Origin of the sequence: Streptomyces sp. NPDC053431, from assembly GCF_044544925.1 — a bacterium.
Lineage (GTDB): Bacteria > Actinomycetota > Actinomycetes > Streptomycetales > Streptomycetaceae > Streptomyces.
The window spans coordinates 120,858-146,334 of sequence record NZ_JBITXX010000011.1; the positions used below are offsets into that span (position 1 = coordinate 120,858).

Below are 25,477 nucleotides of genomic sequence, written 5' to 3' on the forward strand. Positions count from 1 at the left end.
CGAATCTCAACTTCACCGCGGGGCGGACGATCCCGAACCTGGTCGTGGTGCCGGTGTCGGCGGACGGGAAGGTGAGCTTCTACAACCACAGCGGCTCCGTCGACCTGCTCGCCGACGTGGCCGGCTACTTCACCACGGACGGCACCGGTTCGGCCTTCCGGCCGATCGCCCCGACCCGGCTGATGAACACCATGGCCGGGCTGGGCGTCGCCCAGGGGAAGGTCGGTCCGGGGCAGACGGTCACCCTGCAGGTGGCCGGCGTGTCCGGGATCCCGGCCTCCGGGGTCACCGCGGTCGTCATGAACGTGACCGCCGTGGCGCCGACGGCCACCGGGTTCGTCTCGGTGTTCCCCGACGGGACGGCTCGTCCGGCGACGTCGAACCTCAACTTCACCGCCGGGACGACCATCCCCAACCTGGTCGTGGTGCCCGTGGTGAACGGAAGGGTGAGCTTCTACAACCACGCCGGGTCCGTCGACCTGCTGGCGGACGTCGCCGGTTACTACGTCTCCTAGGACCTGACAGAGAACGCGGGGGCCGCGGCGAGAAGTCGCCGCGGCCCCCGCGTTCGTTTTCGGTCCGCGTGGCCGGATCGGCCGGGACGGCCGGGACGGATCGGCCGTGGCCGGCCCGGCGGGGGTCAGTGGCGGTAGAAGATGCGGTCGGCGTACTCCGTCATCACGCGGCCGTTCCACTCGTGCCCGCCGTCCACGTTCCCCGAGCGCAGCAGCGGCGGCTCGATGCCGCGGCGGACCAGTTCCTCGGCCGCCGCCGCCATGGTCGCCTGCATCAGGGCGCTGGTGACGACCGTCGACGCGGGCGCGAAGGGGGCCTCGATGCCCTCGTGGGTGAGCTCCGCGTCGCCGATCGGGATCCTGGAGTCGAGGACGATGTCGCAGTGGTCCTTCAGATACGTGCCCGAGGCGTGCCGGGACTTCGTCTCGGTCGCGTACGCCACCGAGGTCACGCCGATCACGGTGAGGCCCAGGGCGCGCGCGTTCATCGCCATCTCGACCGGCAGGGCGTTGCGCCCGGACAGGGAGATGATGATCAGGACGTCGCCGGCCCGGGCGGGGGAGGAGTCCAGGACCGCGCCGGCCAGGCCGTCCACGCGCTCCAGGGCCGAGCCGAGGGTCGCGGGCATCACGTCGACGCCGACCGCGCCGGGGACGGCCAGCAGGTTCATCAGGGCGAGGCCGCCCGCGCGGTAGACCACGTCCTGGGCGGCGAGCGAGGAGTGACCGGCGCCGAACGCGAACAGCCGGTTGCCGTTCGCGACCGCCTCGGCGACGGCGGTCCCGGCGGCCGCGATCTCGTCCGCGTCCTCGTCCCGCACCTTCTGGAGCAGGCCGATCGCGGCGTCGAAGAACTGTCCGGCCAGCTTGCTCTCGCCCATGGCGGCGGCTCCTTCTCGTCGTGGTCGCGGATCACGGTGCGGTCTGGACCATTGCTCTGTCAATACCGCCTCGCCCCGGCGGACCCCGGTTGTCGGTGCGATGCGTAAGAATTGGTGCAGGGCCAGCGCACGACTCATCGAGGGGCACGTATGTCCGGACTGATCGACACCACGGAGATGTATCTCCGCACCATCCTTGAGCTGGAGGAGGAAGGTGTGGTCCCCATGCGCGCCCGGATCGCCGAACGGCTCGACCAGAGCGGTCCGACCGTGAGCCAGACGGTGGCCCGCATGGAGCGCGACGGCCTGGTGGCCGTCGCGAGCGACCGCCACCTGGAGCTCACGGAGGAGGGTCGTCGCCTGGCCACCCGCGTCATGCGCAAGCACCGGCTCGCCGAGTGCCTGCTCGTGGACGTGATCGGTCTGGAGTGGGAGCAGGTCCACGCCGAGGCCTGCCGCTGGGAGCACGTGATGAGCGAGGCCGTGGAGCGCCGCGTCCTGGAGCTCCTGCGGCACCCGACGGAGTCGCCGTACGGCAACCCGATCCCGGGCCTCGAGGAGCTGGGCGAGAAGGCCGAGGCGGAGTCGTTCCTGGACGACTCGATGGTCTCGCTCGCCGACCTGGATGCCGGCGGCGAGGGCAAGACCGTGATCGTCCGCCGGATCGGCGAGCCGATCCAGACGGACGCCCAGCTGATGTACACGCTGCGCCGTGCGGGGGTGCAGCCGGGCTCCGTGGTCTCGGTGACCGAGTCCCCGGGCGGTGTCCTGGTGGGCAGCAGCGGCGAGGCGGCCGAGCTGGACTCCGAGGTCGCGGCGCACGTCTTCGTCGCCAAGCGCTAGCGGCGACTCGGCCCGCCACCCGTCCGGTCGCCCGCCCTACGGCCGGCTCCTTTCGTGCCGGGCCCGTTTTACGGCGGAATCGCCACGCCCGCGCCCCCTCCCGTGCCACGCTGGGGGGATGAGGGCCACCCTTCATACGGAGAACCCCGGCGCCTTCCGGCGCCGGGGTCCGTCCTCCCCTGTGCTGACCCGGAGCCCCGAGCTCCCAGGGTCAATCCCCTCGGACCGTTTTCCCCGAGCGGTCCGCCTCCCGCTGAAGATCTCCCCTCGGCAGCAGCCGTCAATCCTTGAGCGCTGTCACTCGAACGTGGGGTGTTGAGTGGCAGAAGCGCATTTTCGAATACAGGTTCGATAGTCTGGCGCGGTTCCACGAGGCAGTTCCACGAGGCAGTTCCACGGGGTCAACCACGGGGCCATGGAAAGAGGGGGTGCCGAGCAGCATGGTGCGACGACTCGACGTCACGGGAGCCGACGGCGTACGCCTGGCGGCCTGGGACTTCACGGAACAGACCGCCCCGCAGTCGGGGCCCGGGGTGTTACTGCTCCACGGACTGATGGGCAGCGCCTCCCACTGGGCGTCCGCCGCCGGCCGGCTCGCGCCGCGCCACCGAACCGTCGCCCTGGACCAGCGCGGTCACGGCCACAGCGAGAAGCCCGCCGCCGGCCCCTTCACGCGCGAGGCGTACGTGGCCGACGCGGCCGCCGTCGTCGAGCGGCTCGGCCTCGGCCCCGTCACCCTCGTCGGGCACTCCATGGGCGCCCTCACCGCCTGGCAGCTCGCCGCCGAGCGCCCCGACCTCGTGCGCGCCCTCGTCATCTGCGACATGCGGGCCTCCGCCCTCGGTGCGGCCTCCCAGCGTGAGTGGCAGGACTGGTTCCGCCGCTGGCCCCTCCCCTTCGCCTCGCTCGACGCCGTCCGCCGCTGGTTCGGCGAGGACGACCCCTGGGTGGAGCGCCCCCGCCCGGCGCGCGGCGCGTTCTTCGCCGAGGTGATGGCCGAGCACCCGGACGGCTGGCGGCCCGTCTTCGACCCGGAGCAGATGCTGACCTCGCGCGAGACCTGGGTCCACGACGCCCACTGGGACTCCCTCGCCCAGGTCCGCTGCCCCACCCTCGTCGTCCGCGGTCTCGACGGCGAGCTGGGCCGGGCCGAGGCCCAGGAGATGGTCCGCGTTCTCCCGCACGGCGCGTACGCGGAGATCCCGGACGCGGGCCACCTCCTCCACTACGAGCACGCGGACGCCTGGTGGGAGGCGGTGGAGCCGTTCCTGAACGGCGCCCTCACCGCCTGACCGACGAGTCCGACCACGGGCCGGAAACGGCCGGGGCCGTCCCGGACCTGTCGTCCGGGACGGCCCCCCACGGGCGGACGGGGGCGCCGCCCGGGGTCGGGACGGGAACGCTGCCCGTGTCGGAACGGGGGCGCGCCCGCGTCAGAACGCGAAGACCGCGCTCTCGCCCGTACGCGCCCGCAGCTCGCACGTGTTGCCGTACGTGGCCGACCACCGCACGCGCTTGCCCTGCCAGACGCCGTCGCCCGTGACCGTGACCGGGTCCCACTCGCGCGTACAGGGGCGGCCGCCGTCGTCCGCTAAGGCCGTCAGGCGGGCGAAGTCGCCGTCCACGGCCGCGAGTTCGCCGCACGCCGAGGCGGGGTCGGGGTGACTGCCGGCGACGGTGGGGCCGCAGGTGAGGGTGGCCGCGCGGACGATCGTGGCCGTGGCGGGGCGCTGGCCCTTGCCGATGGTGAGGACGAGCGCGGACGGCGGGTACAGGCTCGTGGGAGCGGCCTGGGCCGTACCGGTACCGGCGATCGCGGTGCCGAGGAGGGCGAGGCCGCTCGCGGTGGCGAGCGCGGTGGCGCCGAATGCGCGGAAGTAACGCACGGAATTTCCCTTTCGCTTGTGGCTGCGGGTGCTGATGTGCACGCAGATGTGCATGCGCTGAGGAGTCTTGTCGACGCGCAGAGTGATCGCACATCCGTGCGCCGGTTTCCGGCCGGTCCGCTCGACGGGTGCGTACCGACTGGTCGTTCGGCCAGCTGAGATGGGGGAACCCATACCTCCGGACCGCCTGCCGGCCGCCCGTACGCGTCGGCGGTTCAAGCGTGAACGACCGATTGACCTGCAACTTCCCGAAAATTGTTCGCATTTGGAGTACTTGGGAGTGTGCTCGATCGGCCGGAAGGACCCCCGTTCGGTACCGTGCCCGCACAGGGGTGGGGCCCGGTCCGCGATTCCCGGACCGGGCCCCACCTCGCCTCCTGCGGCCGGCGATCAGCCCTTGCTGACCGCCGCCAGGATCTCCGGCAGCCGGCCCGCCACCCGCGGCGCCGCCAGCTTCAGACCGCCCTGGATCAGCAGCGCGCCGTAGAGCACACCGCCGGGGAGCAGCACCCACAGCAGGGACTCGTGGTCCGCGAGGTGGAGGAAGAGGGCCGCGCCGATCACCGGCAGGCACAGCAGCGCCGAGGCGAGCATGCCGCCGAAGATCGAGATCCAGGCGAGACCGGCCTGGCCCGGCGCCACGTTCTTGTAGCCGCTGTCCTGCGGTATCGAGTACGGGAACCTCGCCGAGGCCAGGGCGCCACTCGCCACCATCGCGCCGAGCAGCGCGAACGCGAGGCCCAGGGCCTCCGGCAGGCTGCCCCACCGGCCGAGGACGCCGGCCGTCGCCGCCGTCACCAGGGCCGTGTACGGCACCGTGATCGTCAGCAGGGCCAGGGCACGGGCCCGGAGTTCGGCGTAGGCGTCGGCCGCCGTCGAGATGGTCTGCGCCACCATCCAGAACGCGGAGGTGTCCTGGCCGAACTGGTTGTACATCTGGATGCCGAGCATGCCCGAGGCGAAGCAGGCGAAGTAGATCGAGCCGGTGCCCTGCAGGGCGTTGAAGAGGGGGACGATCGCGCCGATGGCGAGCGAGGTCACCCACGCCGCCTTGGTCTTCGGGTCGCGCCAGACGTAGCGCAGGCTGCGCTCCATCACCGTGCCCGTACGCCCGCCCGGCAGCAGCCGGCCGAGCCGCCCGGACGAGGCCGACAGGTCCTTGGCGCCCGCGTCCGAGGACGCGCCGATCGTGGAGCCGTCCGGCTCGGTCATCAGCCGCACCAGGCTGCGCTGCCACCAGTACAGGAGCCCCACCACCGCGGCCGCGGTGAGCAGCAGTTTGACGGCGGCGATCGCGTAGTCGCCGGCACCGGCCGCGTCGATCGCGGAGACCGCGGAGGCCGGCGGCAGCCAGCCCACCACCTCGGCGGCCGGCTCCAGCGAGGAGACGCCGCCGGCCCGGCCCAGCCGCTGCGCGCCGAAGTTGACCAGCTGCATGCCGACCGCGATCACCAGGCCGGACAGCACGGCCAGGTCGCGGCCCTTGCGCGAGGTGAGGAGCCGTACGTTCGCGGCGGCCACCGAGCGCGACAGCGCCACGCAGGTCAGCACGACGAGCGGCACGGCGAGGACGGCGACGACCGTCCCCGCCGCGCCCACCGCGAGCGCCAGGCCCGCGCCGACCGCGAGGATCGTCGTGAGGAGAGGGCCGACACCGACCAGCGAGGCCACCAGCAGCGCCCGGACCAGCGGCCGGGGACGCAGCGGCAGCATCACGAGCCGCGAGGGGTCGAGCGTCTCGTCGCCGCTCGGGACGAACAGCGGCATGACCGTCCACGAGAGCGCGATGACACCGGCGAGCAGGACGGTGACGACCGGCGCGGCCGCGTGCCCGCGCATCAGGACGAAGGCCAGCAGCATTCCGACGGCGAAGACCAGGGCGACGACGATCGACGCGACGAAGGCGGCGGTGCGGCCGCCCGACTGCTTCAGGCCGTTCCGCAGCAGCGCCAGCTTGAGCCGGACGAAGACGGAGGTGAGGGAGGGCGCGGCGGCCGCGGCCCCCGTGGCGGCCGGCGCCGGGGCCGGCGGGGTCGCGGTGGTCATCGGGCCCGACCGCCCAGCCAGTCCAGGGACTCCCCGGAGTCCCGCCCGTTCGCGCCGACCAGTTCCAGGAACGCGGCCTGCAGCGACGGCGCCGAGCCGCGCACCTGCTCCAGCGGGCCCTGGGCGCGGATCTGGCCGGCCGCCATCACGGCGACCCAGTCGCACAGCGACTCCACGAGCTCCATGACATGGCTGGAGAAGACCACGGTGGCGCCGGAGGAGGTGTAGCGCTCCAGGACGCCCCGGATGGTCTGGGCGGACACCGGGTCGACGCCCTCGAACGGCTCGTCCAGGAAGAGGACTTCCGGGTTGTGCAGCAGCGCGGCGGCCAGGCCGATCTTCTTGCGCATACCGGTCGAGTAGTCCACCACCAGCTTGTGCTGGGAGCCGGCGAGGTCGAGCACGTCGAGCAGCTGCGTGGCCCGCTTGTCGACCTCGGCGCCGGGCAGTCCGCGCAACCGTCCGCTGTACGCGAGGAGTTCACGGCCCGAGAGGCGCTCGAAGAGGCGCAGCCCCTCGGGCAGGATGCCGATCCTCGCCTTGACCTGGGCGACGGACTCGGGATCGGCCCACACGTCGTGCCCGGCGACCCGGATCCGGCCGGCGTCGGGGCGGAGCAGTCCCGTGATCATCGACAGAGTGGTGGTCTTGCCGGCGCCGTTGGGCCCGACGAGACCGATGAACTTGCCCGCGGGCAGGATCAGGTCGATCCCGTTGACCGCGATCTGCTGGCCGAAGCGCTTCCACAGCCCCTCGACGTGAACGGCGGGCGCCGCACCGGATCCCGATGCCCCGCCCGCCGTTTCGAACACTCCGTCAAATGCCTGGTCAGGCATCATGTTGCGTCAACCCTTCGGTTGTCCCCGTTTGTACGGGGACCACCTTACGGCTGGGCGCCTTTCGGCCACATTGCTCGATCCCGGCAGAAAGGCGGGCCGCTCACTGCCGACGCGACCGCGCGTCCGCCGCCTCCCGCCCGCACGCGTACGCGAGCGGGCTGATCAGCTCCTCGGCGTCCGGCAGCCAGCGGTTCGCCGGCGTGGGCTTGCGGGCCCACTGCACCGCGCCGAAGGCGCCGACGCGGGTCGGCGGCGCGGCCACGTAGTGCCCTTCGCCGCGCGTGGTGAGGTCGATCGAGGACGGCACCCAGCCCAGCTTGCGTACGAGGTCGGGCACCTTGACCGCGGCGCCGGGCAGCACGAAGAAGAACATCCGGCGGTCGGGCGTGCAGGTCACCGGGCCGAGCGTCAGCTCCATGCGCTCCATCCGGGCCAGGGCGAGGAAGCCGGCCGACTCGGGGACCTCGATCGCGTCGAAGGTGCGGCCGGTGGGCAGCAGGATCGACGCCTTCGGCTGCTTCGACCACATCCGCCGGGCCCCGACGGCGCTGCCCGTCGCCTGGGTCGACCAGTCGGGCCTGGCCGGGTGGGCGCCGGGCGCCGGACAGGCCTCGGCGCCGCAGGAGCAGCGCTCCCTGCCCTCGACCGCCTCCAGCCAGGTCCCGGGGAACACGTCCCAGTGCCGCTCTTCCGCGTACCGCACGGCGCTGTCCAGCAGCAGCTCGCCTCGCTGCTTGGGAATCTGTGCGGCTTCCGTGACTCCGATGGTCTCTTCCACGTCGAACTCAACTCCCGCCGTCACCTGGGGTTACGGGCGTGGCCGCGAGCGGGGTGGCGCATCGATCCTGCATACGGGGCGCACGGGTGCACGGGCGGGGGCGCGCATGGGGCCGGTGAGCGGCGGGCGGGTATCCACAGGTGGGGGGCGTCGGCGGCGTGCCGTACCGAGGGCCGTGGCCGACGTGTCCGGTTTCGCGTGTTCACATCTGCATTGACCGGATATCTGCCGGGCAAGGTGATCAACAGTCCCGTCGATCAACGGCCGTTGAGCAGCGGGACCGACGTGATCACCGCACCGGCCTCAGGGGGTAGTCATCATGGCAGCCAGGCCACTCGTCGCCCGCCAGCCCAACGAACGGCTGCAGGCGCTCATCCAGGAGGCCGGGTGCTCCAACGCCGGCCTCGCCCGCAGGGTCAACATGGTCGGGGCGGAGCGCGGACTCGACCTGCGGTACGACAAGACCTCGGTCGCCCGCTGGCTGCGCGGGCAGCAGCCGCGCGGCCGGGCGCCCGGCATCATCGCCGAGGCCCTGGGGCGCAAGCTGGGCCGTACGGTCACCATCGACGAGGTCGGCATGGCCAACGGCCGCAACCTCGCCTCGGGCGTCGGGCTCCAGTTCGCGCCGACCGTGCTCGGCGCCATCGAGCAGGTCTGCGAGCTGTGGCGCAGCGACGTGGGCCGGCGCGACTTCCTGTCCGGCTCGACGGTCGCCGCCTCCGCGCTGGTCGAGCCGAGCCGGGACTGGCTGATCACCGGCGCCGACCCGCAGGTGGCGCGGGCCGCCGGGGCGCGGGTCGGGGCCTCGGACGTCGCCGCGGTACGGGCCATGACCACCGCCCTGGTCGACCTGGACCGGCGGTTCGGCAGCGGGCACGTGCGGCCCGTCGTCGTCCACTACCTCAACAGCGTGGTGTCGGGCATGCTCTCCGGCTCGTACCGGGAGACGGTGGGCCGCGAGCTCTTCGCGGCGGTCGCCCGGCTGACCGAGCTCGCCGGGTACATGGCCGTGGACACCGGCCAGGCCGGGCTCGCCCAGCGCTACTACATCCAGGCCCTGCGGCTGGCGCAGGCCGCCGGCGACCGGGCGTACGGCGGCTACGTGCTCGCCGCGTCCATGAGCCACCTCGCGGCCCAGCTCGGCAACCCGCGGGAGATCGCGCAGCTCGCACGGGCCGCGCAGGAGGGCGCGCGGGGCCAGGTGTCGCCGCGGGCCGAGGCGATGTTCCTGGCGGCGGAGGCCCGCGGTCACGCGCTGCTCGGCGACGCGTACGCCTTCGAGCGCGTCGCCGGCCTCGCCGAGGAGGCGCTGGAGCGGGCCGACCCGGAGGCCGGCGACGACCCCACGTGGATCGCCCACTTCGACGAGGCGTACCTCGCGGACGAGCTGGCGCACTGCCACCGCGACCTCGGACAGGCCCGGGAGGCGGCCCGGGCGGCCGAGCGCTCCCTGGCCGGCCACCCGGAGACCCGGGCCCGGCGGCGGGCGATCGGCCTGGCGCTGCTCGCCTCGGCCCAGGTCCAGCAGCGGGAGGTCGAGCAGGCCTGCCACACCGGCACCCGCGCCCTGGAACTGCTGGCGACCCTGCGTTCCTCGCGCGGCGCGGAGTACCTCGGCGACCTGCGGGAGCGCCTCGAACCGTACGCGGGTGAGGCGGTGGTGCGGGAGTTCGGAGCGCGTCTCGACCTCTACGCGGCCTAGCCGGCGTCTCGCCGACCGGGCCGGATGCCCTACGTCACACCTCTGTCACACGTGTGTGCGGGGGGTCGCACGCACCGGGTAGCGTGAGCCGACGATTCCGTAGGTTCGGTCGAGCAGTCCATCAACAGGAGTCCCGGTGACGCACAGCGGACAGGGGCCGGAGCAGCAGTATCCGGCCGCTCAGCCCCTCCCCCCTGAGGTGACCCCTGGCGGCCCCTCGGACGCCCAGGCGACGCAGTACCTGCCGCCGGTCCCGGCCCAGCCGCCGACGGCCCCGCCGCAGCCCGGGTACGGCTACCCGCAGGCCGCCCCCGCGCCGCAGCAGGGTTACGGCTACCCGCAGCAGGCCGGCCGGCCGCCGCAGCCCGGGTACGGCTACCCGGGCCCGGACTCGCAGGCGACGCAGTACATCGCGCCCGTGCCGCCGCAGGCCCCGCCGTCGCACCAGGATGCCCAGGCGACGCAGTACCTGCCGCCGGTCGCGGGCGGGCCGGCGCCCGTGGACGGGCCCGACGCCCAGGCGACCCAGTACATGGCGTCCGTGCCGCCGCAGGCCCCGGCCCCGCAGGCACCGCCGGCGCCCGCGCCGCACCTGCAGCCGGAGCGGCCGCCGCTGGCCGACTTCGACAACCTGTTCCGCAGCGAGACCCCGCGGCCGGCCCCGGCGCCCCCGGTCGTGCCGCAGCAGCAGTACCAGCCGCCGCAGCCGCCGCCCGCGCAGCAGTACGGCTACCAGGACGCGTACCAGCAGGACGCCTACCAGGACGCGTACTACGACGACGAGCCCGAGCCGTCGCGCCGCAGGTCCCCGGCCGTGCTGATCGCGGCCGTGGTCATCGGCTGCGCCGTGGTCGGCCTCGGCGCCGGCGCGCTGCTCAGCGGGGGCGACGACAAGAAGGACGACACCGCCAAGGGCGGGCAGAACGTGGCCGCGAGCTCCGCCGCGCCCACCGGCGGAGCGACCGAGAAGGCCGCCGACCCGGTGGAGGCGCAGGCGAAGGCGCTGGACAAGCTGCTCGCCGACAGCAACAACAGCCGCGGCGCGGTGATCCGGTCCGTCGAGGCGATCAAGAACTGCACCGACCTCGACCGGGCGGCGAGCGATCTGCGCGGCGCCGCCGAGCAGCGCCGCGGCCTGATCACCCGGCTCCAGGGGCTCTCCGTGGACCAGCTGCCGAACAGCTCGGCGCTGACCGGGGCGCTCACCAGGGCGTGGCAGGCCTCGGCCTCCGCCGACGACCACTACGCGGCCTGGGCGGAGCAGGCGAAGGGCAAGAAGATCTGCAAGGGCGGCCACGCCCGGTCGACCTCGCAGACGGTCGAGGCCACCAAGAAGAGCGCCGAGGCTACGGCCGCCAAGAAGGAGGCGGCCGGGCTGTGGAACCCGACCGCCGAGAAGTACGGACTGTCGAAGCGCGAGCCCACCCAGCTGTAGGAGGGGCGGGCGGCGCCGCTACGGCGCGGCCAGGACCGTGCTGCCGACGTCGACGAAGCCGGGCTTCTGCGCCACGAGCCGCCCGTTCCGCACCACCTGGAACGTCACGTCGTGGTTGACGATCCGGGGGAAGTCACGGGCGCCGAGCAGGTCGTCGTAGCGCCAGCGCAGCCGCGGCGTGAGACCGCCGGTGTCGATCTCGGCGCCCTGGTCGAGGGCGTGGCTGATCTTCAGGGCGGTGACCTCGTCGGTGTCGAGGGACTCGACGACCTGCCGGAGCACGGTGTACGCGATCCAGGTCGTCTGCACGCCCGCGTCGGTGGGGTCGACCCGGTTGTCCACGAAGGCGTGTTCCTTGATCACCTTGCGCATCGGGTCCCAGGCCCGGTTGTCGGCGTCCGGGTACCAGCCGGTGACGTAGGCGCCCTCGAAGGGGCTGTGCGCACCGCCGGAGCGGTCGATGAGGGGCTGGCCGACGCTGCCGAGGACGGAGGAGATGCGCACGGCCCGGCCGTCCTCGTCCTTCCGGTCGGGGAGGCGGCGGAAGGAGTCGAAGAAGGTCTGGGTGCGCTCGCCGAGGACGGCGGTGACGCAGCCGTTCTCGCGGCCGGCCCGTTCGCGGGCCTTGTCGGCCTGCTCCGTGTACTCGGCGGCGTCCTCGACGGCCGGGATGTCGACCGCGCCGCGGTGGCTGGCGTCGCGCAGGCCGGTGTTGAGCAGGTCCGGCAGCTTGTCGCCGGTGATGGTGTCGGGGCGGACCAGGGAGACCTTGCGGCAGCTCGCGGCGAGCTGGATGCCGTGGCCGGCGATGAGGGAGGCCTGGCCGCCGTTGACGGGATAGGAGAGCGGGCTGGTGAACTCGTCCTCGGAGATGCCGTAGCCGCCGATGTAGGGGATGCCGGCGGCCTCCAGCGGGGCCATGAACGAGCGCCCGTACTGGCTGTAGGAGCCGACGACGGCGACGGCGCCCTCGTGGACCGCCCGGCGCGCGCAGGCGGCGGCGCCGGCGTTGGTGTTCTGTTCGTTGCAGGTAAGGACGCGCAGCTCGTGGCCGTCGATGCCGCCGTTGGCGTTCACCCAGCGGGCGTAGGCCTGGGCCATCGCGGGCATTCCGGGCATGTTGGTGGCGCGGGTCTGGTCGGGGGCCCAGGTCATCACGGTGACGGGCTCCCTGGAGCCCCCCGTGGCCCCAGGGAGAACGCCGCAGCCGGTGAGCAGCGACGCTGCGGCCGCCGCTGTCGAGACGTACGCGAGAAGTGTGGTCAGTCGCCTACCGGTCATGACCATGCACAATTCCGCCCCACGGGTAACGCGGGAGTGAGCGAGATTCAACGGCGAGTGACGTCAAGGTGAATTACGGGGGCCGGCCGGGGCCGGGACAAGCGCTGTCGGTGGGGAAACGTACGATCGAGCGATGTCCGGTAGCACCCCCACCCCCACCTCCGGTTCGGTGAACTCTTCCCGTCGCGGCCGTCGCTCCTCCACCATGGGCGGCATGCCGCTCAACGACATGCCGTGGTGGCGCTGGCGCGCCAATGTGCGCTCCGCGCTGCACATGCTCTCGGACCCGGAGTTCCACGAGACGACCTGGCTCGCCGGCCAGGACGGGTTCGGCGACGTCACCGACGCCGTCTACCGACTGGTCGAGGACACCTGGCTGGACAGCTGGTCCGCCGAGAAGTACGTGGGGACGATATTCCGCGATTCCGGCGAGGCCGCGCTCGTCGACGTGGCCGTGCTGCGGGTGCTGCGCATCATGCACCAGGTCGGCGCGGACGCCCCGGTCTCCGCGTACCTGGAGCACCACGCCTGGCCGGAGGCGGTACGGGCGGCCCGCGAGGCGCACGTACGGCTCGCGACGGCGGACGGGGAGGACCCGGACGTGCCTCCGCGCTCGCTGGAGGTGCTGCGCATCATGACGGGTTCCGCCTGAAGGACGCCGGGCGTCCGTCTGACGGACGAGGCGTCGGCCGGGGCCGCCGGGTGTGGCAGGCTGTCGGGATGACCGACCAGTACGTCCTCACTCTCTCGTGCCCGGACAAACAGGGCATCGTGCACGCCGTGTCGAGCTACCTCTTCATCACGGGATGCAACATCGAGGACAGTCAGCAGTTCGGAGACCGTGACACGGGTCTCTTCTTCATGCGGGTCCACTTCTCGGCCGAGGCCCCGGTCACGGTGGAGAAGCTGCGGGCGAGCTTCGCGGCGGTGGGCGACGCCTTCGAGATGGACTGGCAGATCAACCGGGCCGACGAGCGGATGCGCGTCGTGCTGATGGTGTCGAAGTTCGGCCACTGCCTGAACGACCTGCTGTTCCGCTCCCGGATCGGCGCGCTGCCGGTCGAGATCGTGGCGGTCGTCTCCAACCACACCGACTTCGCCGAGCTGGTCGGCTCGTACGGCATCCCCTTCCGCCACATCCCGGTGACGAAGGACACCAAGCCGGCGGCGGAGGCGGAGCTGCTGGCCCTGGTGGAGGAGCAGCGCGTCGAGCTGGTCGTCCTGGCCCGCTACATGCAGGTCCTCTCCGACGACCTGTGCAAGCGGCTCTCGGGCCGGATCATCAACATCCACCACTCCTTCCTCCCGAGCTTCAAGGGCGCCAAGCCCTACCACCAGGCGCACGCCCGCGGTGTGAAGCTGATCGGCGCGACGGCCCACTACGTGACGGCCGACCTCGACGAGGGCCCGATCATCGAGCAGGAGGTCGAGCGGGTCGGCCACGAGGTGACCCCGGACCAGCTGGTCGCCATCGGCCGCGACGTCGAGTGCCAGGCGCTGGCCCGCGCGGTGAAATGGCACGCGGAGCGCCGTATCCTCCTGAACGGGCGCCGCACGGTCGTCTTCGCCTAGCCGGACATCCCCGGGGAGGGCCCGGGCCGGCGGCTGCCGGCCCGGTTCGCGACGCCGGCCGCGGCAGCCGCCTGCGACCGGCCGCGACGCCCGACGCGGCAGCCGCCTACAACCGGCTCAGCGAGGCCGCCGCGAACAGCACGTCGCGGATGGCCTCGCGGTCGCCGTCCTGGCCCGCCGCGGCCTCCTCCGGGGGGACGTGGCCCGCGACCAGCTGGCAGAACTCGACCGCGTCCATCGCCACCTGGGCCACCGCGTGGTCACGCGAGCCGAGGGCCGCGGGAGAGTCCAGGGCGATGTACCAGTGGCCGCCGCCCGCGCCCTCGATCTCCAGATGGAGCGAACGGCCGGGCGCGCCGGCCGTCACGAGCTCGCGCGCCGGGGCGGCCAGGCCCGCGCGGCGCCGGCCGGCCAGGGCGGCCGGGAGCTGCCGGGCCGCCAGGTCGATCATGCCGTGCATATGGGCGCCGGCCGGCGGTTCGTACGGATAGGCCACCGCCTGCGCGATGTCCTCCGCGTGCACCCAGCACTCGAAGGCCCGCTCCAGCAGCGAGTCCCGCAGGGGCAGGGCGAAGTCCCCGTACGTCACCGTCAGGTCCGCCACGCCCCGGCCCGCGAAGGAGACCGTACGGATCAGGGTGTGGCTCTGTTCCCGCCACGGCTCGCGGATCGTGCGGGTGGGCGGGCGCGCCGAGGAGTTCCAGTAGCTGTCCGTGCGCTCGGCCGGCGACAGCTCTTCCGCGCCCGCGCCCAGCGGGTCGTCCAGGCCGAGGGAGGCGGCCACCAGGCCGTCCACCGCGAGGAGATGCCCGATCACCCCGGCGACCGTCGTCTTGCGGTTCACCCGGCGCTCGCCCTCGAACCACTTGAGGCGCACCGGCGCGTGCCACTCCGACTCGCCGATGTCCCGCAGCAGCGCGTCGAGCCGGGCGGTCTCCGCGTCGTACGGCGTCGCCCACGTGGGCACGGGGATCCGGGCCGGGCGCCGGCCCAGACAGTTCTCCAGGACCCGGGAGCGCAGCAGCGGGTCGAGGTCGAGATCGCGCTCGGCGTGCAGCAGCCCGACGGCGTCCCGCAGCCGCAGCGCCTCGTCCGCGCAGGGGGCGCACTCGGTGAGGTGGTTCTCGACCGCGCGCGTCTCCTCCGCCGAGCAGGCCGACAGCGCCCACGCGCCGAGCAGCGACTTGAGGACCCGGTGGGGGAGTTCGAGGACGGGCTCGGCGGCCTCGGCCGGCGGCGGCTCCGCGGACGGAACGCCGTCCCCCAGGTCCCGGGGGCCCGGGACGCCCTCGGCGCCCTGGAAGCCGCCGGCACCCGGGACGTCAGGATCGTCCTTGAGGTCCTGGAAGGCGGGGAAAGGGGAGGTCAGGTCCGCGTGGTCGTCCGCGGCGGGTCGCGGGCCCGGTATCCACGGGGCGCGTGCGACCTCCTCGGGGTCGTCGTCCGCCCGGCTCACAGCGCCCGTCCGTAGCCGCCGGGGCCGGGCGGCGAAGAGCCCTCCAGGGGGCGGGTGTTCGCGGTCGACAGCAGCTGCAGCCCGAGCCGCAGCCGGCGCCGCGCCTCGTCCTCGGTCACGCCGAGGTCCACCGCCGTCTGCCGGTAGTCCCGGCGCTGGAAGTAGGCCAGCTCCAGGGCCTGCCGCAGCGGCGTGGGCATGGACGTCACGATGTAGTCGGCGCGGGCCGCGACCGAGGCCCGGCGCACCTTCTGCTCCAGCTCCTCCGCCGAGCCCTCGCCGCGCTCCGCGTACGCCACGGCCTCCGACTGGCGCAGCCGGTACACGGCCTGGCGCTGGGTCAGCCGGGCCACCCACGCGCGCATGTTGCCCTGCTTGGGGTCGTACGCGTCGGGGTTCTCCCAGATGTAGCCGAAGACCTCGCGGGTGATCTGGTCGGCGGCCTCGTCGTCGTCGAGGACCCGGTGCGCGAGGCTGTGGACGAGGGAGGCGAAGCGGTCGTAGAGCTCGCCGAGCGCGGCTGCCTCACCGCGCGCCAGCCGCTGCTGCATTCTGCGGTCCCAGCGCGGTGGTGTGTCCTTCGCCGCCATTTCGATGCCCTCCCGACAGCCCTCCCGACCCGAGTTCACGTTCCAAAGTAATGCGCCCGGACCCGGCGCACCTCTCTTTGCGGCAAGTGCGCCCTTGACGGACCGCCGGATGGTAAGGAAAGCGTCAACCACGCCGTCGGGGGTTTCGATCAGGTCGCAGCGGGCAGCGGGAGGGGACAGGAAGCACCTCCTCCGCTTGCCCCCCGTTTGAAAGGCGCCGCTGGTGACGATCCGGGTCGACGAGGACGAGCAGGAAACGTGGACCGTGTTGCGCATCAGCGGGGAGCTGGATCTGGTCACCTCCCCGACGATCCGCAGACGCGTCCACGCGGCCGTGGCCGGCGGCCGCCACGACGTGGTCCTCGACCTGTCCGCCGTCCGTTTCTGCGACTCCAGCGGCGTGGGCGTCCTGGTCGCCGCCCGGCGGCTGATGCGCTCCTGCGGCGGCCGGCTGCGGCTGATCCTGCCCGCCCGCGGCGCCGAGGACGGCGCGCACGTCAACCGGGTCCTCGCCGCGCTCGGCGTCCGCCGCCTCTTCGAGGTGTACGAGGACGTGCCGGCCGCCCTCGACGAGCCGGCCCCGCCCCTCTCGGCCTGAACACCCGGCCCCGGCAACGCGGTCGGGCCGCCCGGCACCGGCGCTCCCGTCCGGCGCTCCCGCTCGGAGCCGCCGTCCGGGCAACGACGGGAGTTCGACGACAGGACCTAGGAGTCCGCGAACCGCTCCCGCAGCTTGTACTTGAGCACCTTCCGCAGCGTGTCGTTCCGGGGCAGCGCGTCCACCACCTCCAGCTGCTCGGGCAGCTTGAAGACGGACAGACCCGCCGCGCGCAGGAAGGCCGTCACCGCCTCCAGGGTCAGCGGCTCGGCGCCCGCGGGCTGTTCGACCACCGCGCAGACCCGCTCGCCGCGCTCGGGATCGGGCAGTCCGATGACGGCCGCGTCGCCGACGCCGGGGTGTTCGTGGAGGAGGTCCTCGATCTCCTTGGCCGAGATGTTCTCGCCCTTGCGGATGATGATGTCCTTGACCCGCCCGGTCAGCACGAGGTGTCCGCTCGCGGTCAGACGCCCCACGTCGCCGGTGACGAGGAAGCCGTCCTCGTCGAAGGCGGCGGCCGTCTGCGCCGGGTCGAGGTAGCCGCGGCAGACCGCCTCGCCGCGCAGCCGGACCTCGCCGCCCTCCGCGATGCGTATCTCCATGCCGGCGGGCGGCCGGCCCTCCGTCGTGGCGAGGTTCTCGGCGGTGTCGCCGGGGTCGCCCATGGTGATCATCGGCACCTCGGTCATGCCGTAGCCGTGGGTGAGCTGGCAGCCCATCTCCCGTACGACCGCGTGGTAGATCTCCGGCGGCTTGGGCGCGCCGCCGCCCGCGAGCAGCCGGAGGGTGGGGATGACCGGCTCGCCCGGCCGCTTGCGCTGCTCGGCGAGGAACATCGAGTAGAAGGCGGTGGACCCGCCGGCCACCGTGACCCCGTGCCTGCGGTACTCGTCCAGCGCGTCCGGCAGCGCGAAGTGCTCGAACATGACGGCGGGGAATCCGTACAGCAGCAGCATGACCGTGTAGTCGGGGCCCGCGATGTGCGCGTACGGGAAGGCCATCGAGCCGACGTCGGTCTCGCTCAGGTGCAGGGCGTGGGCCAGGCAGGAGCCGCCCGCGATGAGCGAACGGTCGGTGTGCAGCACGCCCTTGGGATCGGAGGTCGTGCCCGAGGTCCAGTAGATCCAGCGCACCGCGGTCCCGTCGGACGGCGGGGGCGGCAGCACGCCCGGGTCCCCGTCGGGCAGGGCGTCCGCCTCGTACGCCTCGAAGACGCCGCGCGCGCCGAGCCGGCGGGCCATCTCGGTGTGGTCGAAGCCGCGCCACACCCCGGGCACGGCGAAGAACTCGGCGCCGGACTCGCGCAGCGCGAAGCCGACCTCCTTGTCGCGGTAGAAGGGGATGACGGGCGACTGCACGGCCCCGAGCCGGGCGAGCGCGAAGGACAGCACCGCGGTCTCGATCCGGGTCGGCAGCTGCCAGGCGACGACGGTGCCGGGGCGCACGCCCTTGCCGTACAGCCCGGCGGCGCAGCGTTCGGCGCGGTCGCGGAGCTCGCCGAAGGTGAGGGCGCGGTCGCCCTGGAGCAGGACGGGCCGGTCCGGGGTGAGCGCGGCGCGGCGCGCGACGAGCTCCCAGAGCGTCCGGGAGGCGCCCAGGGCCTGTGCGGTCGCGGTCACGGCGGCGGTTGCGGCTGCGGTCTCGGCTTCGGTCACGACGTCTCCCCTGGCTGACGACTCCCGGAACTGACTGTCCGTCAGATCGTGCGGAGAGCGTAGAGGGCCGGTCCTTGTCGGTCCAGGGGGTCGGGGCTAGCCTGATGCCGGACCCGTATCTGACGGGTCATCAGAAATCGGAGGGGTCATGACGGAACTGCCCCGCATCATCAGCGTCGACGACCACGTGATCGAGCCCGCGCATCTCTTCGAGACCTGGCTGCCGGCCAGGTACCGGGACCGGGGCCCCCGGCCCCTGACGGCCGGCATCGGCGAGCTCGCGTACATCGGCGGCAAGTACCAGATCACGATGGACCCCGACGGACCGCCCACCGACTGGTGGATCTATGAGGACCTCAGGTTCCCGTACAAGCGCAACATCGCCGCCGTCGGCTTCGACCGCGACGACATGACCCTGGAGGGGATCACCCGCGAGGAGATGCGGCGCGGCTGCTGGGACCCCGCGGCGCGGCTCGCCGACATGGACCTCAACCACGTCGAGGCCTCGCTCTGCTTCCCGACCTTCCCGCGCTTCTGCGGGCAGACCTTCGCCGAGGCGAAGGACAAGGAGGTCGCCCTCGCCTGCGTCCGCGCCTACAACGACTGGATGGTCGAGGAGTGGTGCGGCGACAGCGCCGGACGCCTCATCCCGCTCTGCATCATCCCGCTGTGGGACATCGACCTGGCCGTCGCCGAGATCCGGCGCAACGCGGCCCGGGGGGTGAAGGCCGTGACCTTCTCCGAGATCCCGACCCACCTCGGCCTGCCGTCCATCCACTCCGGCTACTGGGACCCCTTCTTCGCGGTCTGCCAGGAGACCGGGACCGTGGTCAACATGCACATCGGCTCCTCCAGTCAGATGCCGGCCGCCTCCCCCGACGCGCCGCCCGCCGTCCAGGCCTCGCTGAGCTTCAACAACGCGATGGCCTCGATGATGGACTTCCTCTTCAGCGGGGTGCTGGTGAGGTTCCCGCGGCTCAAGCTCGCCTACAGCGAGGGACAGATGGGCTGGATCCCGTACGCGCTGGAACGCGCCGACGACGTCTGGGAGGAGCACCGCGCCTGGGGCGGCGTGCGCGACCTGATCCCCGAGCCCCCGTCCACCTACTACTACCGGCAGATCTTCTGCTGCTTCTTCCGCGACAAGCACGGCATCGCCTCGCTCGACGTCGTCGGCCGCGACAACGCCACCTTCGAGACCGACTACCCGCACGTCGACTCGACCTTCCCGCACACCAAGGAGGTCGCCCTCGACCACGTGAAGGGCCTCGACGACGAGACCGTCTACAAGCTGATGCGCGGCAACGCCATCCGCATGCTCGACCTCGGAATCGTCTGATGGACCTGGCCTTCACGGAGGAAGAGGAGGAGTTCCGGGCCCGGCTGAGGGAGTGGCTGGCCGCCGAGCTGCCCAGCCTGCCGGACCGGCCCGACCCGCTCGACTGGCCGACCCGGCGCGCCTACGACTGCGGCTGGCAGCGGCGGCTGTACGACGCCGGGTACGGGCACGTCCACTGGGACGCCTCCCCGACCCAGCGGCTGATCTTCCTGGAGGAGACCGAGCGCGCCGGAGCCCCGTACGTCGGCGCCAACTTCGTCGGGCTCCTGCACGCCGGACCCACGATCGCCGCCGAGGGCACCCCCGGGCAGCGGGCGCGCTGGCTGGAGCCGGTGCTGCGCGGCGACGAGGTCTGGTGCCAGGGCTTCAGCGAGCCCGAGGCCGGCTCCGACCTGGCCTCGCTGCGCACCCGGGCGGTACGGGACGGGGACGCGTACGTCGTCACCGGCCAGAAGATCTGGACCTCGCACGCCGAGGTCGCCGACTGGTGCGAACTCCTCGTACGCACCGACCCGGACGCGCCGAAGCACCGCGGCATCACCTGGCTCGCGATGCCCATGGACGCCCCCGGCCTCACGGTGCGGCCGCTGCGGACGCTCGCCGGGTCGGCCGAGTTCGCCGAGATGTTCCTCGACGAGGTGCGGGTGCCGGTGGCGAACCGGGTGGGGGAGGAGAACGACGGCTGGCGGGTCACCATGGTGACCCTGTCCTTCGAACGCGGCACCGCCTTCGTCGGCGAGGTCGTCGCCTGCCGGCGCGTCCTCGGCGAACTCGCCCGGACCGCCCGCAAGAACGGGCGCTGGGACGACCCCGTGCTGCGCCGCCGGCTCGGCCGGCTCGGCGCCGAGTTCCAGGCACTGTGGCGGCTCACCCAGTGGAACGTCAGCGAGGCCCAGGCCACCGGCGGCGTCCCCGGCGTCGGCGGCTCCGTCTTCAAGCTGCGCTACTCGCACGCCCGCCAGGAGCTGTACGACACGGCCGCCGCCGTCCTCGGTCCCGACGCGCTCGACCTGGGACGCGACTGGACCCTGGACCGGCTGTCCTCGCTGTCGTACACGATCGCCGCGGGCACCTCGCAGATCCAGCAGAACATCGTCGCCGAGCGCATCCTCGGCCTGCCGAAGGGCCGGTGAACCGCCGCATGGACTTCCGACTCACCGAGGACCAGCGGGCGCTGCGGCGCGGGGTGCGGGAGCTGCTCGACCGCCGCTTCCCCCGGGACGCGCTGCGGGCCGCGGTCGACGCGGGCGGCGTGCTCGACCGGGCGCTGTGGCGCGAGCTCGGCGCGGCCGGCTTCTTCGCGCTGCGGCTGCCCGAGGACGAGGGCGGCGTGGGGCTCGGGCTGCCCGAGGCGGTGCTCCTCTTCGAGGAGGCGGGCCGGGCGCTGCTGCCGGGACCGCTGCTCGCCACGCACCTGGCGGCGGGGCGGGTGGCCGGGGCGGCGGAGGGGGAGGTCGTGGTCGCCGGAGCCGACGGGGAGCTCGTCGAGTGGCTGGACGCGGCGGACGTGGTGCTGGGCCCGACCGCGGGGGCCGCTCCGATCCGGTCCGTGGATCCGCTGACGCCCCTGCACCGGCTGCCCCGGGCCGCCGCGCCGCTCGGCGACGAGGCGTCCCTGCTCACCGCCGCCGAGCAGCTCGGCAGCGCGGGCCGGACCACCGAGCTGGCCGTCGCCCACGCCCGGAGCCGCGAGCAGTTCGGACAGGTGATCGGCGCTTTCCAGGCCGTCAAGCACCTGTGCGCGCAGATGCTCGTACGAACGGAAGTCGCCCGCGCCGCCGTCTACGCGGCCGCCGTCACGGGCGATCCGGCCGAGATCGCCGGGGCGCGGCTGCTCGCCGACGAGGCCGCGGTCGACGGTGCCCGCGACTGCCTCCAGGTGCACGGGGGCATGGGCTTCACCTGGGAGGCCGACGTGCACCTGCATCTGAAACGGGCGTGGGTACGGGCCGGGCGCTCCGGGTCGGGGGCGGCGGCGGAGGAGCTGGTGGCGGCCGCGTTGTAGCCGCCGGGGTGCTCGCGGGGTCACGCAGCGTCGATATCGGGTTGTGTCCTCCGGCGGGGTCGTCACGGGCCGGAGTCACCCTCCGGCTCCGGTACGCTCCGTGAGATGCGAGTGCTTGTGGGACCGGATCGCGCCGGTGCCGCCCCTGCGGCGGCTCCGCGGTCGGGAATGCCCGCCGCTCGCGCCCCCGGGCGGCCTCAGGCGCGCCTCTGTTCGACTCCCCGCAACGTGCGTCGCACAGTATGGACCATGCGTACTCCTTCGCGCTGGAATATGCCCGAAGCGCTTGTTGCGGTGACTGTACGTCAACCATGCTGTCTCACAAGGGAATCACGTTCCGTTAGGTCGTCGAGGACGCCGGTTCGGATGGTGTGAACGGTGCAGGTGCTTCAGGTTCAGTTGGAGGTCGGGCCGGACCCGGCAGAGGTGGGGCGCGCCCGGCGGTGGGCGCGGTCACGGCTGGCCGGCTCGGGGATAGAGGACGACGAGTCGCTGGCCGAGACGCTGGTGCTGCTCATCTCCGAGCTCGTGACCAACGCCGTGGTGCACACGGGCTGTCCGGCCGTGCTGCGGATGCTGTTCGGCGGTGGCGGGGTGCGGGTCGAGGTCGCCGACCGGAGCGACCGCCCGCCGCAGCCCCGGCACGCGGCCGGCGAGGACACCAACGGGCGGGGCCTGGAGCTGGTGGACGGCCTGGCGGACCGCTGGGGCTGGCAGCGCGAGGGCACGGGCAAGAGCATCTGGTGCGAGGTGGACCGCGCGCCGGGCGCGGGGCCGGTCCCGCAGGTGTCACCCTCCCGGGTGCACTGTTGACGGTTCGTGGTGAATTGATCACCCTTGGGTGAGCGATTCGTTCTGTGAGGGGAGTCGAGGGGCGTGGCCCCTCGACGAGCGCGGGTCGTGACGGGTGGCGGCGGTCGTGCCGTGCTCGGGGCGCGCGCGAGTGCGCCGCCACCCGCGGTTCCTTCCGGTCAGAGCACGGCGACGGGGGCCACCGGCGTGCCCGTGCCGCCCACGAAGGGCTCGGGCATGGCGGAGAGCAGGAAGGCGTAGCGGCGCGCTTCCGCACAGGCTGTGGACAACTCTTCCAGGTTCCAGTTCTGCCCCTGGAGCATGCCCATCTCCACCAGGTCGAGGGCGTGCACCGGCAGCCACAGGTCCGCTATCTCCGGCGGGAAGATCTCGAAGGTCAGGGTGTCGTTGGCGACCGCCGCCACGTCCCGCGCGTGGAACCACTCGGGCGTACGGACGGACAGGCCGGGTGACGGGAACGCGTAGCCGTGCTTGTCGCCGGCCAGGCAGAGCCGGATCTGCCCGGTGCGTACGAGGACGACGTCACCGGCCCGCACGGTGACCCCGCCGAACTCGGCGGCCTCGTCCAGGTCCTCGGGGGTGACGGCGTGGTCGCCGGGCAGCCGGTCGACGCCCTTGGCGGCCGCCACGTCGAGCAGGACGCCGCGGCTGACGATGTGCCGTGCGGTGTGGATGCCGCTGAACTCGGAGCGCCCGTGCGGGGTGATGCTCGCGGCGGGACGTCCGTTGTAGATCCGGCCGGAGTGCGAGACATGGGTGAGGGCGTCCCAGTGGGTGCCCGCCTGGAGGCCCATGGTGACGGCGTCGTCGCTGGTGGCGACGGTACCGGGGCCGAAGAGCTCCTGGTTGATCTGGACCATGACGTGCAGCGGGTTGACCCGGCCGGGGATCATGCCGGTCTGCACGCCGTCCTGCTGGAGGGCGACGGCGAGCGGCACGCGGCGGCCGGAGCGGACGGTCGCGGCGGCCTCCCGCACCACCTCGTCGGTGATCAGGTTGAGCGTGCCGATCTCGTCGTCCTGCCCCCAGCGGCCCCAGTTGTTGACGCGCTTGGCGATGTCGTGGAACGCGGGGTGGAGTGCCTCGGGGTGAGGGGGTGGGAATGACATCGGGCGCCTCCGAGGTCTTGTTTTCCGGTATCTGACGGGTCGTAGAATCCTGTCGACGGTTGAATCTAACGGACCGTCAGAAACCGCGGGAAGGGGCCGGGCGTGGGGAACTTCTTGGCAGGGAAGGTCGTCGCCGTGACGGGCGCGGGCCGGGGGATCGGCCGCGCGGTCGCCCTCGCCTGCGCGGCGGAGGGCGCCAAGGTCGTCGTCAACGACTACGGCGTCTCCATCGAGGGCGGCGAGCCGACGAGCGAGATCGCCGAGTCCGTCGTCAAGGAGATCGAGGCGGCGGGCGGCGCGGCCGTGGCCGTGGCCGACGACATCTCGACGATGGCGGGCGGACAGCGCGTGGTGGACGTGGCGCTCGCCGAGTACGGGCGGGTCGACGGGGTCGTCTGCGTGGCGGGCATCCTGCGCGAGCGGATGCTCTTCAACATGTCCGAGGAGGAGTGGGACCCCGTCGTCGCCACCCATCTGAAGGGCACCTTCACCCTCTTCCGGGCCGCCTCCGCCGTGATGCGCCGGCAGGGTTCCGGCACGCTCATCGGCTTCACCAGCGGCAACCACCAGGGCTCGGTCGCCCAGGCCAACTACTCGGCGGCCAAGGGCGGCATCATCTCCCTGGTCCGCAGCGCGGCGCTCGGGCTGCACAAGTACGGCGTGACGGCCAACGCCGTCGCTCCGGTGGCCCGCACCCGGATGTCGGCCAACGTCCCGATGGAGCTCAAGGAGATCGGGGAGCCCGAGGACGTCGCCGCCCTCGTCGTCTACCTCCTCTCCGACCGGGCCAGGGCGGAGCGGATCACCGGCCAGGTGTACACGATCGCCGGCCCCAAGATCGCGGTGTGGGCGCAGCCGCGCGAGCTGCGCGCCGGCTATGCGGAGGGCGGCGCCTGGACGCCGGAGCGGATCGCGGACTTCCTGCCCGGGACGGTGGGCATCGACCCGATGCCGATGCTCCGGCAGCTGGAGGAGATGGCCCGTGCGGCGGCCGCCGGCGACCGCCCCAACTCCCGTAAGGAGAACGGATCATGAGGGGCGTCGTCTTCGACGGGAAGCGGGTCCGGGTGGTCGACGACCTGGAGGTCCGCGACCCCGGCCCGGGCGAGGTGCTCGTCGGCATCGCGGCCGCGGGGCTCTGCCACAGCGACCTGTCCGTCGTCGACGGCACGATCCCCTTCCCCCCGCCGGTGGTCCTCGGGCACGAGGGCGCCGGCGTCGTGGCGGCCGTCGGGCCCGGCGTCGGCCATGTCGCCCCCGGCGACCACGTCGCCCTGTCCACGCTCGCGAACTGCGGCGCCTGCGCCGACTGCGACCGCGGCCGCCCCACCATGTGCCGCAAGGCGATCGGCATGCCGCGACAGCCGTTCTCCCGGGCCGGCACGCCGCTGTTCCAGTTCGCGTCCAACTCCTCCTTCGCCGAGCGGACCGTCGTCAAGGCCGTCCAGGCCGTGAAGATCCCCGACACCATCCCCCTCACCTCGGCCGCCCTCATGGGCTGCGGCGTCCTCACCGGGGTCGGCGCCGTGCTCAACCGCGCCAGGGTCGACCACGGCGAGACCGTCGTCGTCATCGGCACCGGCGGTATCGGCCTCAACGTGCTCCAGGGCGCCCGCATCGCCGGCGCCACCACGATCGTCGCCGTCGACACCAACCCGGCCAAGGAGGGCCCGGCCCGGCAGTTCGGCGCCACGCACTTCCTGACGTCCACCGAGGCCGTACGGGAGATCCTGCCCACCGGAGCCGACCACGTCTTCGAGTGCGTCGGACACACCGCGCTCGTCCGCGCCGCCGTCGACCTGCTCGACCGGCACGGCCAGGCGATCCTGCTCGGCATGACCGCGCCGAAGGCCGAGGCGAGCTTCCTGCCCGCCGCGATGTTCCTCGACAAGTCGATCCTGGGCTGCCGCTACGGCTCCTCCCGGCCGCAGAAGGACATCGCGCTCTACGCCGAGCTCTACCGGACCGGCCGCCTCCTCCTCGACGAACTCGTCACCACCACCTACCCGGTGGAGGACTTCGCCCGGGCGGTGGAGGACATGGAGCAGGGGAAGGTGGCCCGCGGCGTGCTCACCTTCTGAGCACCCGCCTTCCCCAGGGCCGGCCTTCCCGGGGCCGGCTCCAGAGGGCTCCC

General features: G+C 72.9%; 23 protein-coding genes and 1 pseudogene. 14 read left to right on the top strand and 10 right to left on the bottom strand.

All coding sequences use genetic code 11. The features are described 5' to 3' along the window. Positions 1-515: pseudogene (locus ACIGXE_RS24400) on the top strand (hypothetical protein); the annotation flags it as partial. 125 nt (positions 516-640) lie between these two features. Here ACIGXE_RS24400 and ACIGXE_RS24405 read toward each other — a convergent pair. Then, a complete protein-coding gene (locus ACIGXE_RS24405; RefSeq protein WP_399750777.1) occupies positions 641-1,396 on the bottom strand; it encodes an SIS domain-containing protein in 756 nt (251 codons plus the stop codon). A 150-nt stretch (positions 1,397-1,546) separates the two neighbouring features. On the opposite strand from ACIGXE_RS24405, the gene ACIGXE_RS24410 reads away from it, so the two are divergent. Then, positions 1,547-2,239 carry a metal-dependent transcriptional regulator gene (locus tag ACIGXE_RS24410; protein WP_128983937.1) on the top strand — a complete coding sequence of 231 codons (693 nt, stop codon included), beginning with the start codon at positions 1,547-1,549 and terminating at the stop codon, positions 2,237-2,239. A 440-nt stretch (positions 2,240-2,679) separates the two neighbouring features. Beyond that, positions 2,680-3,531: an alpha/beta fold hydrolase gene (locus tag ACIGXE_RS24415; protein WP_399750780.1), complete on the top strand. Its 852-nt coding sequence runs from the start codon at positions 2,680-2,682 to the stop codon at positions 3,529-3,531. Positions 3,532-3,672: 141 nt separating this feature from the next. On the opposite strand, the gene ACIGXE_RS24420 is transcribed toward ACIGXE_RS24415, so the two are convergent. From ACIGXE_RS24420 to ACIGXE_RS24435, 4 genes are all read right to left on the bottom strand, one after another. Continuing rightward, entirely contained in the window at positions 3,673-4,125 is a 453-nt protein-coding gene (locus ACIGXE_RS24420; RefSeq protein WP_399750782.1) for a subtilase-type protease inhibitor, read from the bottom strand. A 390-nt stretch (positions 4,126-4,515) separates the two neighbouring features. Further along, entirely contained in the window at positions 4,516-6,171 is a 1,656-nt protein-coding gene (locus tag ACIGXE_RS24425; protein WP_399750784.1) for a transporter, read from the bottom strand. Further along, entirely contained in the window at positions 6,168-7,007 is an 840-nt protein-coding gene (locus tag ACIGXE_RS24430) for an ABC transporter ATP-binding protein (RefSeq protein WP_399751076.1), read from the bottom strand. The genes ACIGXE_RS24425 and ACIGXE_RS24430 overlap by 4 nt, the downstream gene beginning before the upstream one ends. A gap of 103 nt (positions 7,008-7,110) precedes the next feature. Next, a complete protein-coding gene (locus ACIGXE_RS24435; protein ID WP_399750785.1) occupies positions 7,111-7,788 on the bottom strand; it encodes a bifunctional DNA primase/polymerase in 678 nt (225 codons plus the stop codon). 319 nt (positions 7,789-8,107) lie between these two features. Between ACIGXE_RS24435 and ACIGXE_RS24440 the strand changes: the two genes are divergently transcribed. Together ACIGXE_RS24440 and ACIGXE_RS24445 are read left to right on the top strand one after the other, a co-directional pair. Further along, complete coding sequence (locus tag ACIGXE_RS24440) at positions 8,108-9,490, top strand: transcriptional regulator (RefSeq protein ID WP_399750786.1); 1,383 nt, start codon at positions 8,108-8,110, stop codon at positions 9,488-9,490. A gap of 136 nt (positions 9,491-9,626) precedes the next feature. Beyond that, positions 9,627-10,925 carry a hypothetical protein gene (locus tag ACIGXE_RS24445; RefSeq protein ID WP_399750788.1) on the top strand — a complete coding sequence of 433 codons (1,299 nt, stop codon included), beginning with the start codon at positions 9,627-9,629 and terminating at the stop codon, positions 10,923-10,925. 18 nt (positions 10,926-10,943) lie between these two features. On the opposite strand, the gene ACIGXE_RS24450 is transcribed toward ACIGXE_RS24445, so the two are convergent. Further along, positions 10,944-12,206 carry an ABC transporter substrate-binding protein gene (locus ACIGXE_RS24450; protein WP_399750790.1) on the bottom strand — a complete coding sequence of 421 codons (1,263 nt, stop codon included), beginning with the start codon at positions 12,204-12,206 and terminating at the stop codon, positions 10,944-10,946. A 133-nt stretch (positions 12,207-12,339) separates the two neighbouring features. Between ACIGXE_RS24450 and ACIGXE_RS24455 the strand changes: the two genes are divergently transcribed. Both ACIGXE_RS24455 and purU read left to right on the top strand, forming a co-directional pair. Further along, on the top strand, positions 12,340-12,858 hold the full coding sequence (locus ACIGXE_RS24455) for a hypothetical protein (protein ID WP_399750792.1): 519 nt from the start codon (positions 12,340-12,342) through the stop codon (positions 12,856-12,858). Between the two features lie 68 nt (positions 12,859-12,926). Then, positions 12,927-13,778 (top strand): formyltetrahydrofolate deformylase, encoded by an 852-nt coding sequence (gene purU / locus ACIGXE_RS24460; protein ID WP_399750794.1) that lies wholly within the window; start codon positions 12,927-12,929, stop codon positions 13,776-13,778. Between the two features lie 106 nt (positions 13,779-13,884). Here the strand turns inward: purU and ACIGXE_RS24465 are convergent, their stop codons facing one another. Together ACIGXE_RS24465 and ACIGXE_RS24470 are read right to left on the bottom strand one after the other, a co-directional pair. Beyond that, positions 13,885-15,234: a zf-HC2 domain-containing protein gene (locus ACIGXE_RS24465; protein WP_399750796.1), complete on the bottom strand. Its 1,350-nt coding sequence runs from the start codon at positions 15,232-15,234 to the stop codon at positions 13,885-13,887. Continuing rightward, a complete protein-coding gene (locus ACIGXE_RS24470; RefSeq protein ID WP_399750798.1) occupies positions 15,231-15,824 on the bottom strand; it encodes a sigma-70 family RNA polymerase sigma factor in 594 nt (197 codons plus the stop codon). Before ACIGXE_RS24470 ends, ACIGXE_RS24465 begins: the two co-directional genes overlap by 4 nt. 223 nt (positions 15,825-16,047) lie before the next feature. Between ACIGXE_RS24470 and ACIGXE_RS24475 the strand changes: the two genes are divergently transcribed. Next, positions 16,048-16,422, top strand: coding sequence for an STAS domain-containing protein (locus ACIGXE_RS24475; protein ID WP_399750800.1), 375 nt, complete (start codon positions 16,048-16,050; stop codon positions 16,420-16,422). 107 nt (positions 16,423-16,529) lie between these two features. Here ACIGXE_RS24475 and ACIGXE_RS24480 read toward each other — a convergent pair whose 3' ends face one another. Beyond that, entirely contained in the window at positions 16,530-18,041 is a 1,512-nt protein-coding gene (locus ACIGXE_RS24480; RefSeq protein ID WP_399751078.1) for a class I adenylate-forming enzyme family protein, read from the bottom strand. A gap of 184 nt (positions 18,042-18,225) precedes the next feature. Here ACIGXE_RS24480 and ACIGXE_RS24485 point away from each other — a divergent pair, with 184 nt between their 5' ends. The 4 genes from ACIGXE_RS24485 (at position 18,226) to ACIGXE_RS24500 (ending at position 22,234) form a co-directional block, all read left to right on the top strand. Then, positions 18,226-19,416, top strand: a complete 1,191-nt coding sequence (locus ACIGXE_RS24485; RefSeq protein ID WP_399750802.1) for an amidohydrolase family protein — start codon at positions 18,226-18,228, stop codon at positions 19,414-19,416. Next, on the top strand, positions 19,416-20,549 hold the full coding sequence (locus ACIGXE_RS24490) for an acyl-CoA dehydrogenase family protein (RefSeq protein ID WP_399750804.1): 1,134 nt from the start codon (positions 19,416-19,418) through the stop codon (positions 20,547-20,549). The genes ACIGXE_RS24485 and ACIGXE_RS24490 overlap by 1 nt, the downstream gene beginning before the upstream one ends. Positions 20,550-20,557: 8 nt before the next feature. Then, positions 20,558-21,421 (top strand): acyl-CoA dehydrogenase family protein, encoded by an 864-nt coding sequence (locus tag ACIGXE_RS24495; RefSeq protein WP_399750805.1) that lies wholly within the window; start codon positions 20,558-20,560, stop codon positions 21,419-21,421. 378 nt (positions 21,422-21,799) lie between these two features. After that, on the top strand, positions 21,800-22,234 hold the full coding sequence (locus tag ACIGXE_RS24500; protein WP_399750807.1) for an ATP-binding protein: 435 nt from the start codon (positions 21,800-21,802) through the stop codon (positions 22,232-22,234). A 158-nt stretch (positions 22,235-22,392) separates the two neighbouring features. Here ACIGXE_RS24500 and ACIGXE_RS24505 read toward each other — a convergent pair whose 3' ends face one another. After that, positions 22,393-23,343, bottom strand: coding sequence for a cyclase family protein (locus ACIGXE_RS24505; RefSeq protein ID WP_399750809.1), 951 nt, complete (start codon positions 23,341-23,343; stop codon positions 22,393-22,395). A gap of 102 nt (positions 23,344-23,445) precedes the next feature. Between ACIGXE_RS24505 and ACIGXE_RS24510 the strand changes: the two genes are divergently transcribed. Together ACIGXE_RS24510 and ACIGXE_RS24515 are read left to right on the top strand one after the other, a co-directional pair. Next, a complete protein-coding gene (locus tag ACIGXE_RS24510; protein ID WP_399750811.1) occupies positions 23,446-24,378 on the top strand; it encodes an SDR family oxidoreductase in 933 nt (310 codons plus the stop codon). Further along, positions 24,375-25,424: a Zn-dependent alcohol dehydrogenase gene (locus ACIGXE_RS24515; protein WP_399750813.1), complete on the top strand. Its 1,050-nt coding sequence runs from the start codon at positions 24,375-24,377 to the stop codon at positions 25,422-25,424. The genes ACIGXE_RS24510 and ACIGXE_RS24515 overlap by 4 nt, the downstream gene beginning before the upstream one ends. Positions 25,425-25,477: the final 53 nt, after the last annotated feature.

What these genes read in the sequence shown, in the direction of transcription:
- ACIGXE_RS24425 (WP_399750784.1), bottom strand. Translation starts at nt 6,171, where the DNA reads ATGACCACCGCGACCCCGCCGGCCCCGGCGCCGGCCGCCACGGGGGCC.
- ACIGXE_RS24430 (WP_399751076.1), bottom strand. Translation starts at nt 7,007, where the DNA reads ATGCCTGACCAGGCATTTGACGGAGTGTTCGAAACGGCGGGCGGGGCA.
- ACIGXE_RS24440 (WP_399750786.1), top strand. Translation starts at nt 8,108, where the DNA reads ATGGCAGCCAGGCCACTCGTCGCCCGCCAGCCCAACGAACGGCTGCAG.
- ACIGXE_RS24405 (WP_399750777.1), bottom strand. Translation starts at nt 1,396, where the DNA reads ATGGGCGAGAGCAAGCTGGCCGGACAGTTCTTCGACGCCGCGATCGGC.
- ACIGXE_RS24470 (WP_399750798.1), bottom strand. Translation starts at nt 15,824, where the DNA reads ATGGCGGCGAAGGACACACCACCGCGCTGGGACCGCAGAATGCAGCAG.
- ACIGXE_RS24455 (WP_399750792.1), top strand. Translation starts at nt 12,340, where the DNA reads ATGTCCGGTAGCACCCCCACCCCCACCTCCGGTTCGGTGAACTCTTCC.
- ACIGXE_RS24450 (WP_399750790.1), bottom strand. Translation starts at nt 12,206, where the DNA reads ATGACCGGTAGGCGACTGACCACACTTCTCGCGTACGTCTCGACAGCG.
- ACIGXE_RS24485 (WP_399750802.1), top strand. Translation starts at nt 18,226, where the DNA reads ATGACGGAACTGCCCCGCATCATCAGCGTCGACGACCACGTGATCGAG.
- ACIGXE_RS24515 (WP_399750813.1), top strand. Translation starts at nt 24,375, where the DNA reads ATGAGGGGCGTCGTCTTCGACGGGAAGCGGGTCCGGGTGGTCGACGAC.
- ACIGXE_RS24495 (WP_399750805.1), top strand. Translation starts at nt 20,558, where the DNA reads ATGGACTTCCGACTCACCGAGGACCAGCGGGCGCTGCGGCGCGGGGTG.
- ACIGXE_RS24415 (WP_399750780.1), top strand. Translation starts at nt 2,680, where the DNA reads ATGGTGCGACGACTCGACGTCACGGGAGCCGACGGCGTACGCCTGGCG.
- purU (WP_399750794.1), top strand. Translation starts at nt 12,927, where the DNA reads ATGACCGACCAGTACGTCCTCACTCTCTCGTGCCCGGACAAACAGGGC.
- ACIGXE_RS24505 (WP_399750809.1), bottom strand. Translation starts at nt 23,343, where the DNA reads ATGTCATTCCCACCCCCTCACCCCGAGGCACTCCACCCCGCGTTCCAC.
- ACIGXE_RS24410 (WP_128983937.1), top strand. Translation starts at nt 1,547, where the DNA reads ATGTCCGGACTGATCGACACCACGGAGATGTATCTCCGCACCATCCTT.
- ACIGXE_RS24490 (WP_399750804.1), top strand. Translation starts at nt 19,416, where the DNA reads ATGGACCTGGCCTTCACGGAGGAAGAGGAGGAGTTCCGGGCCCGGCTG.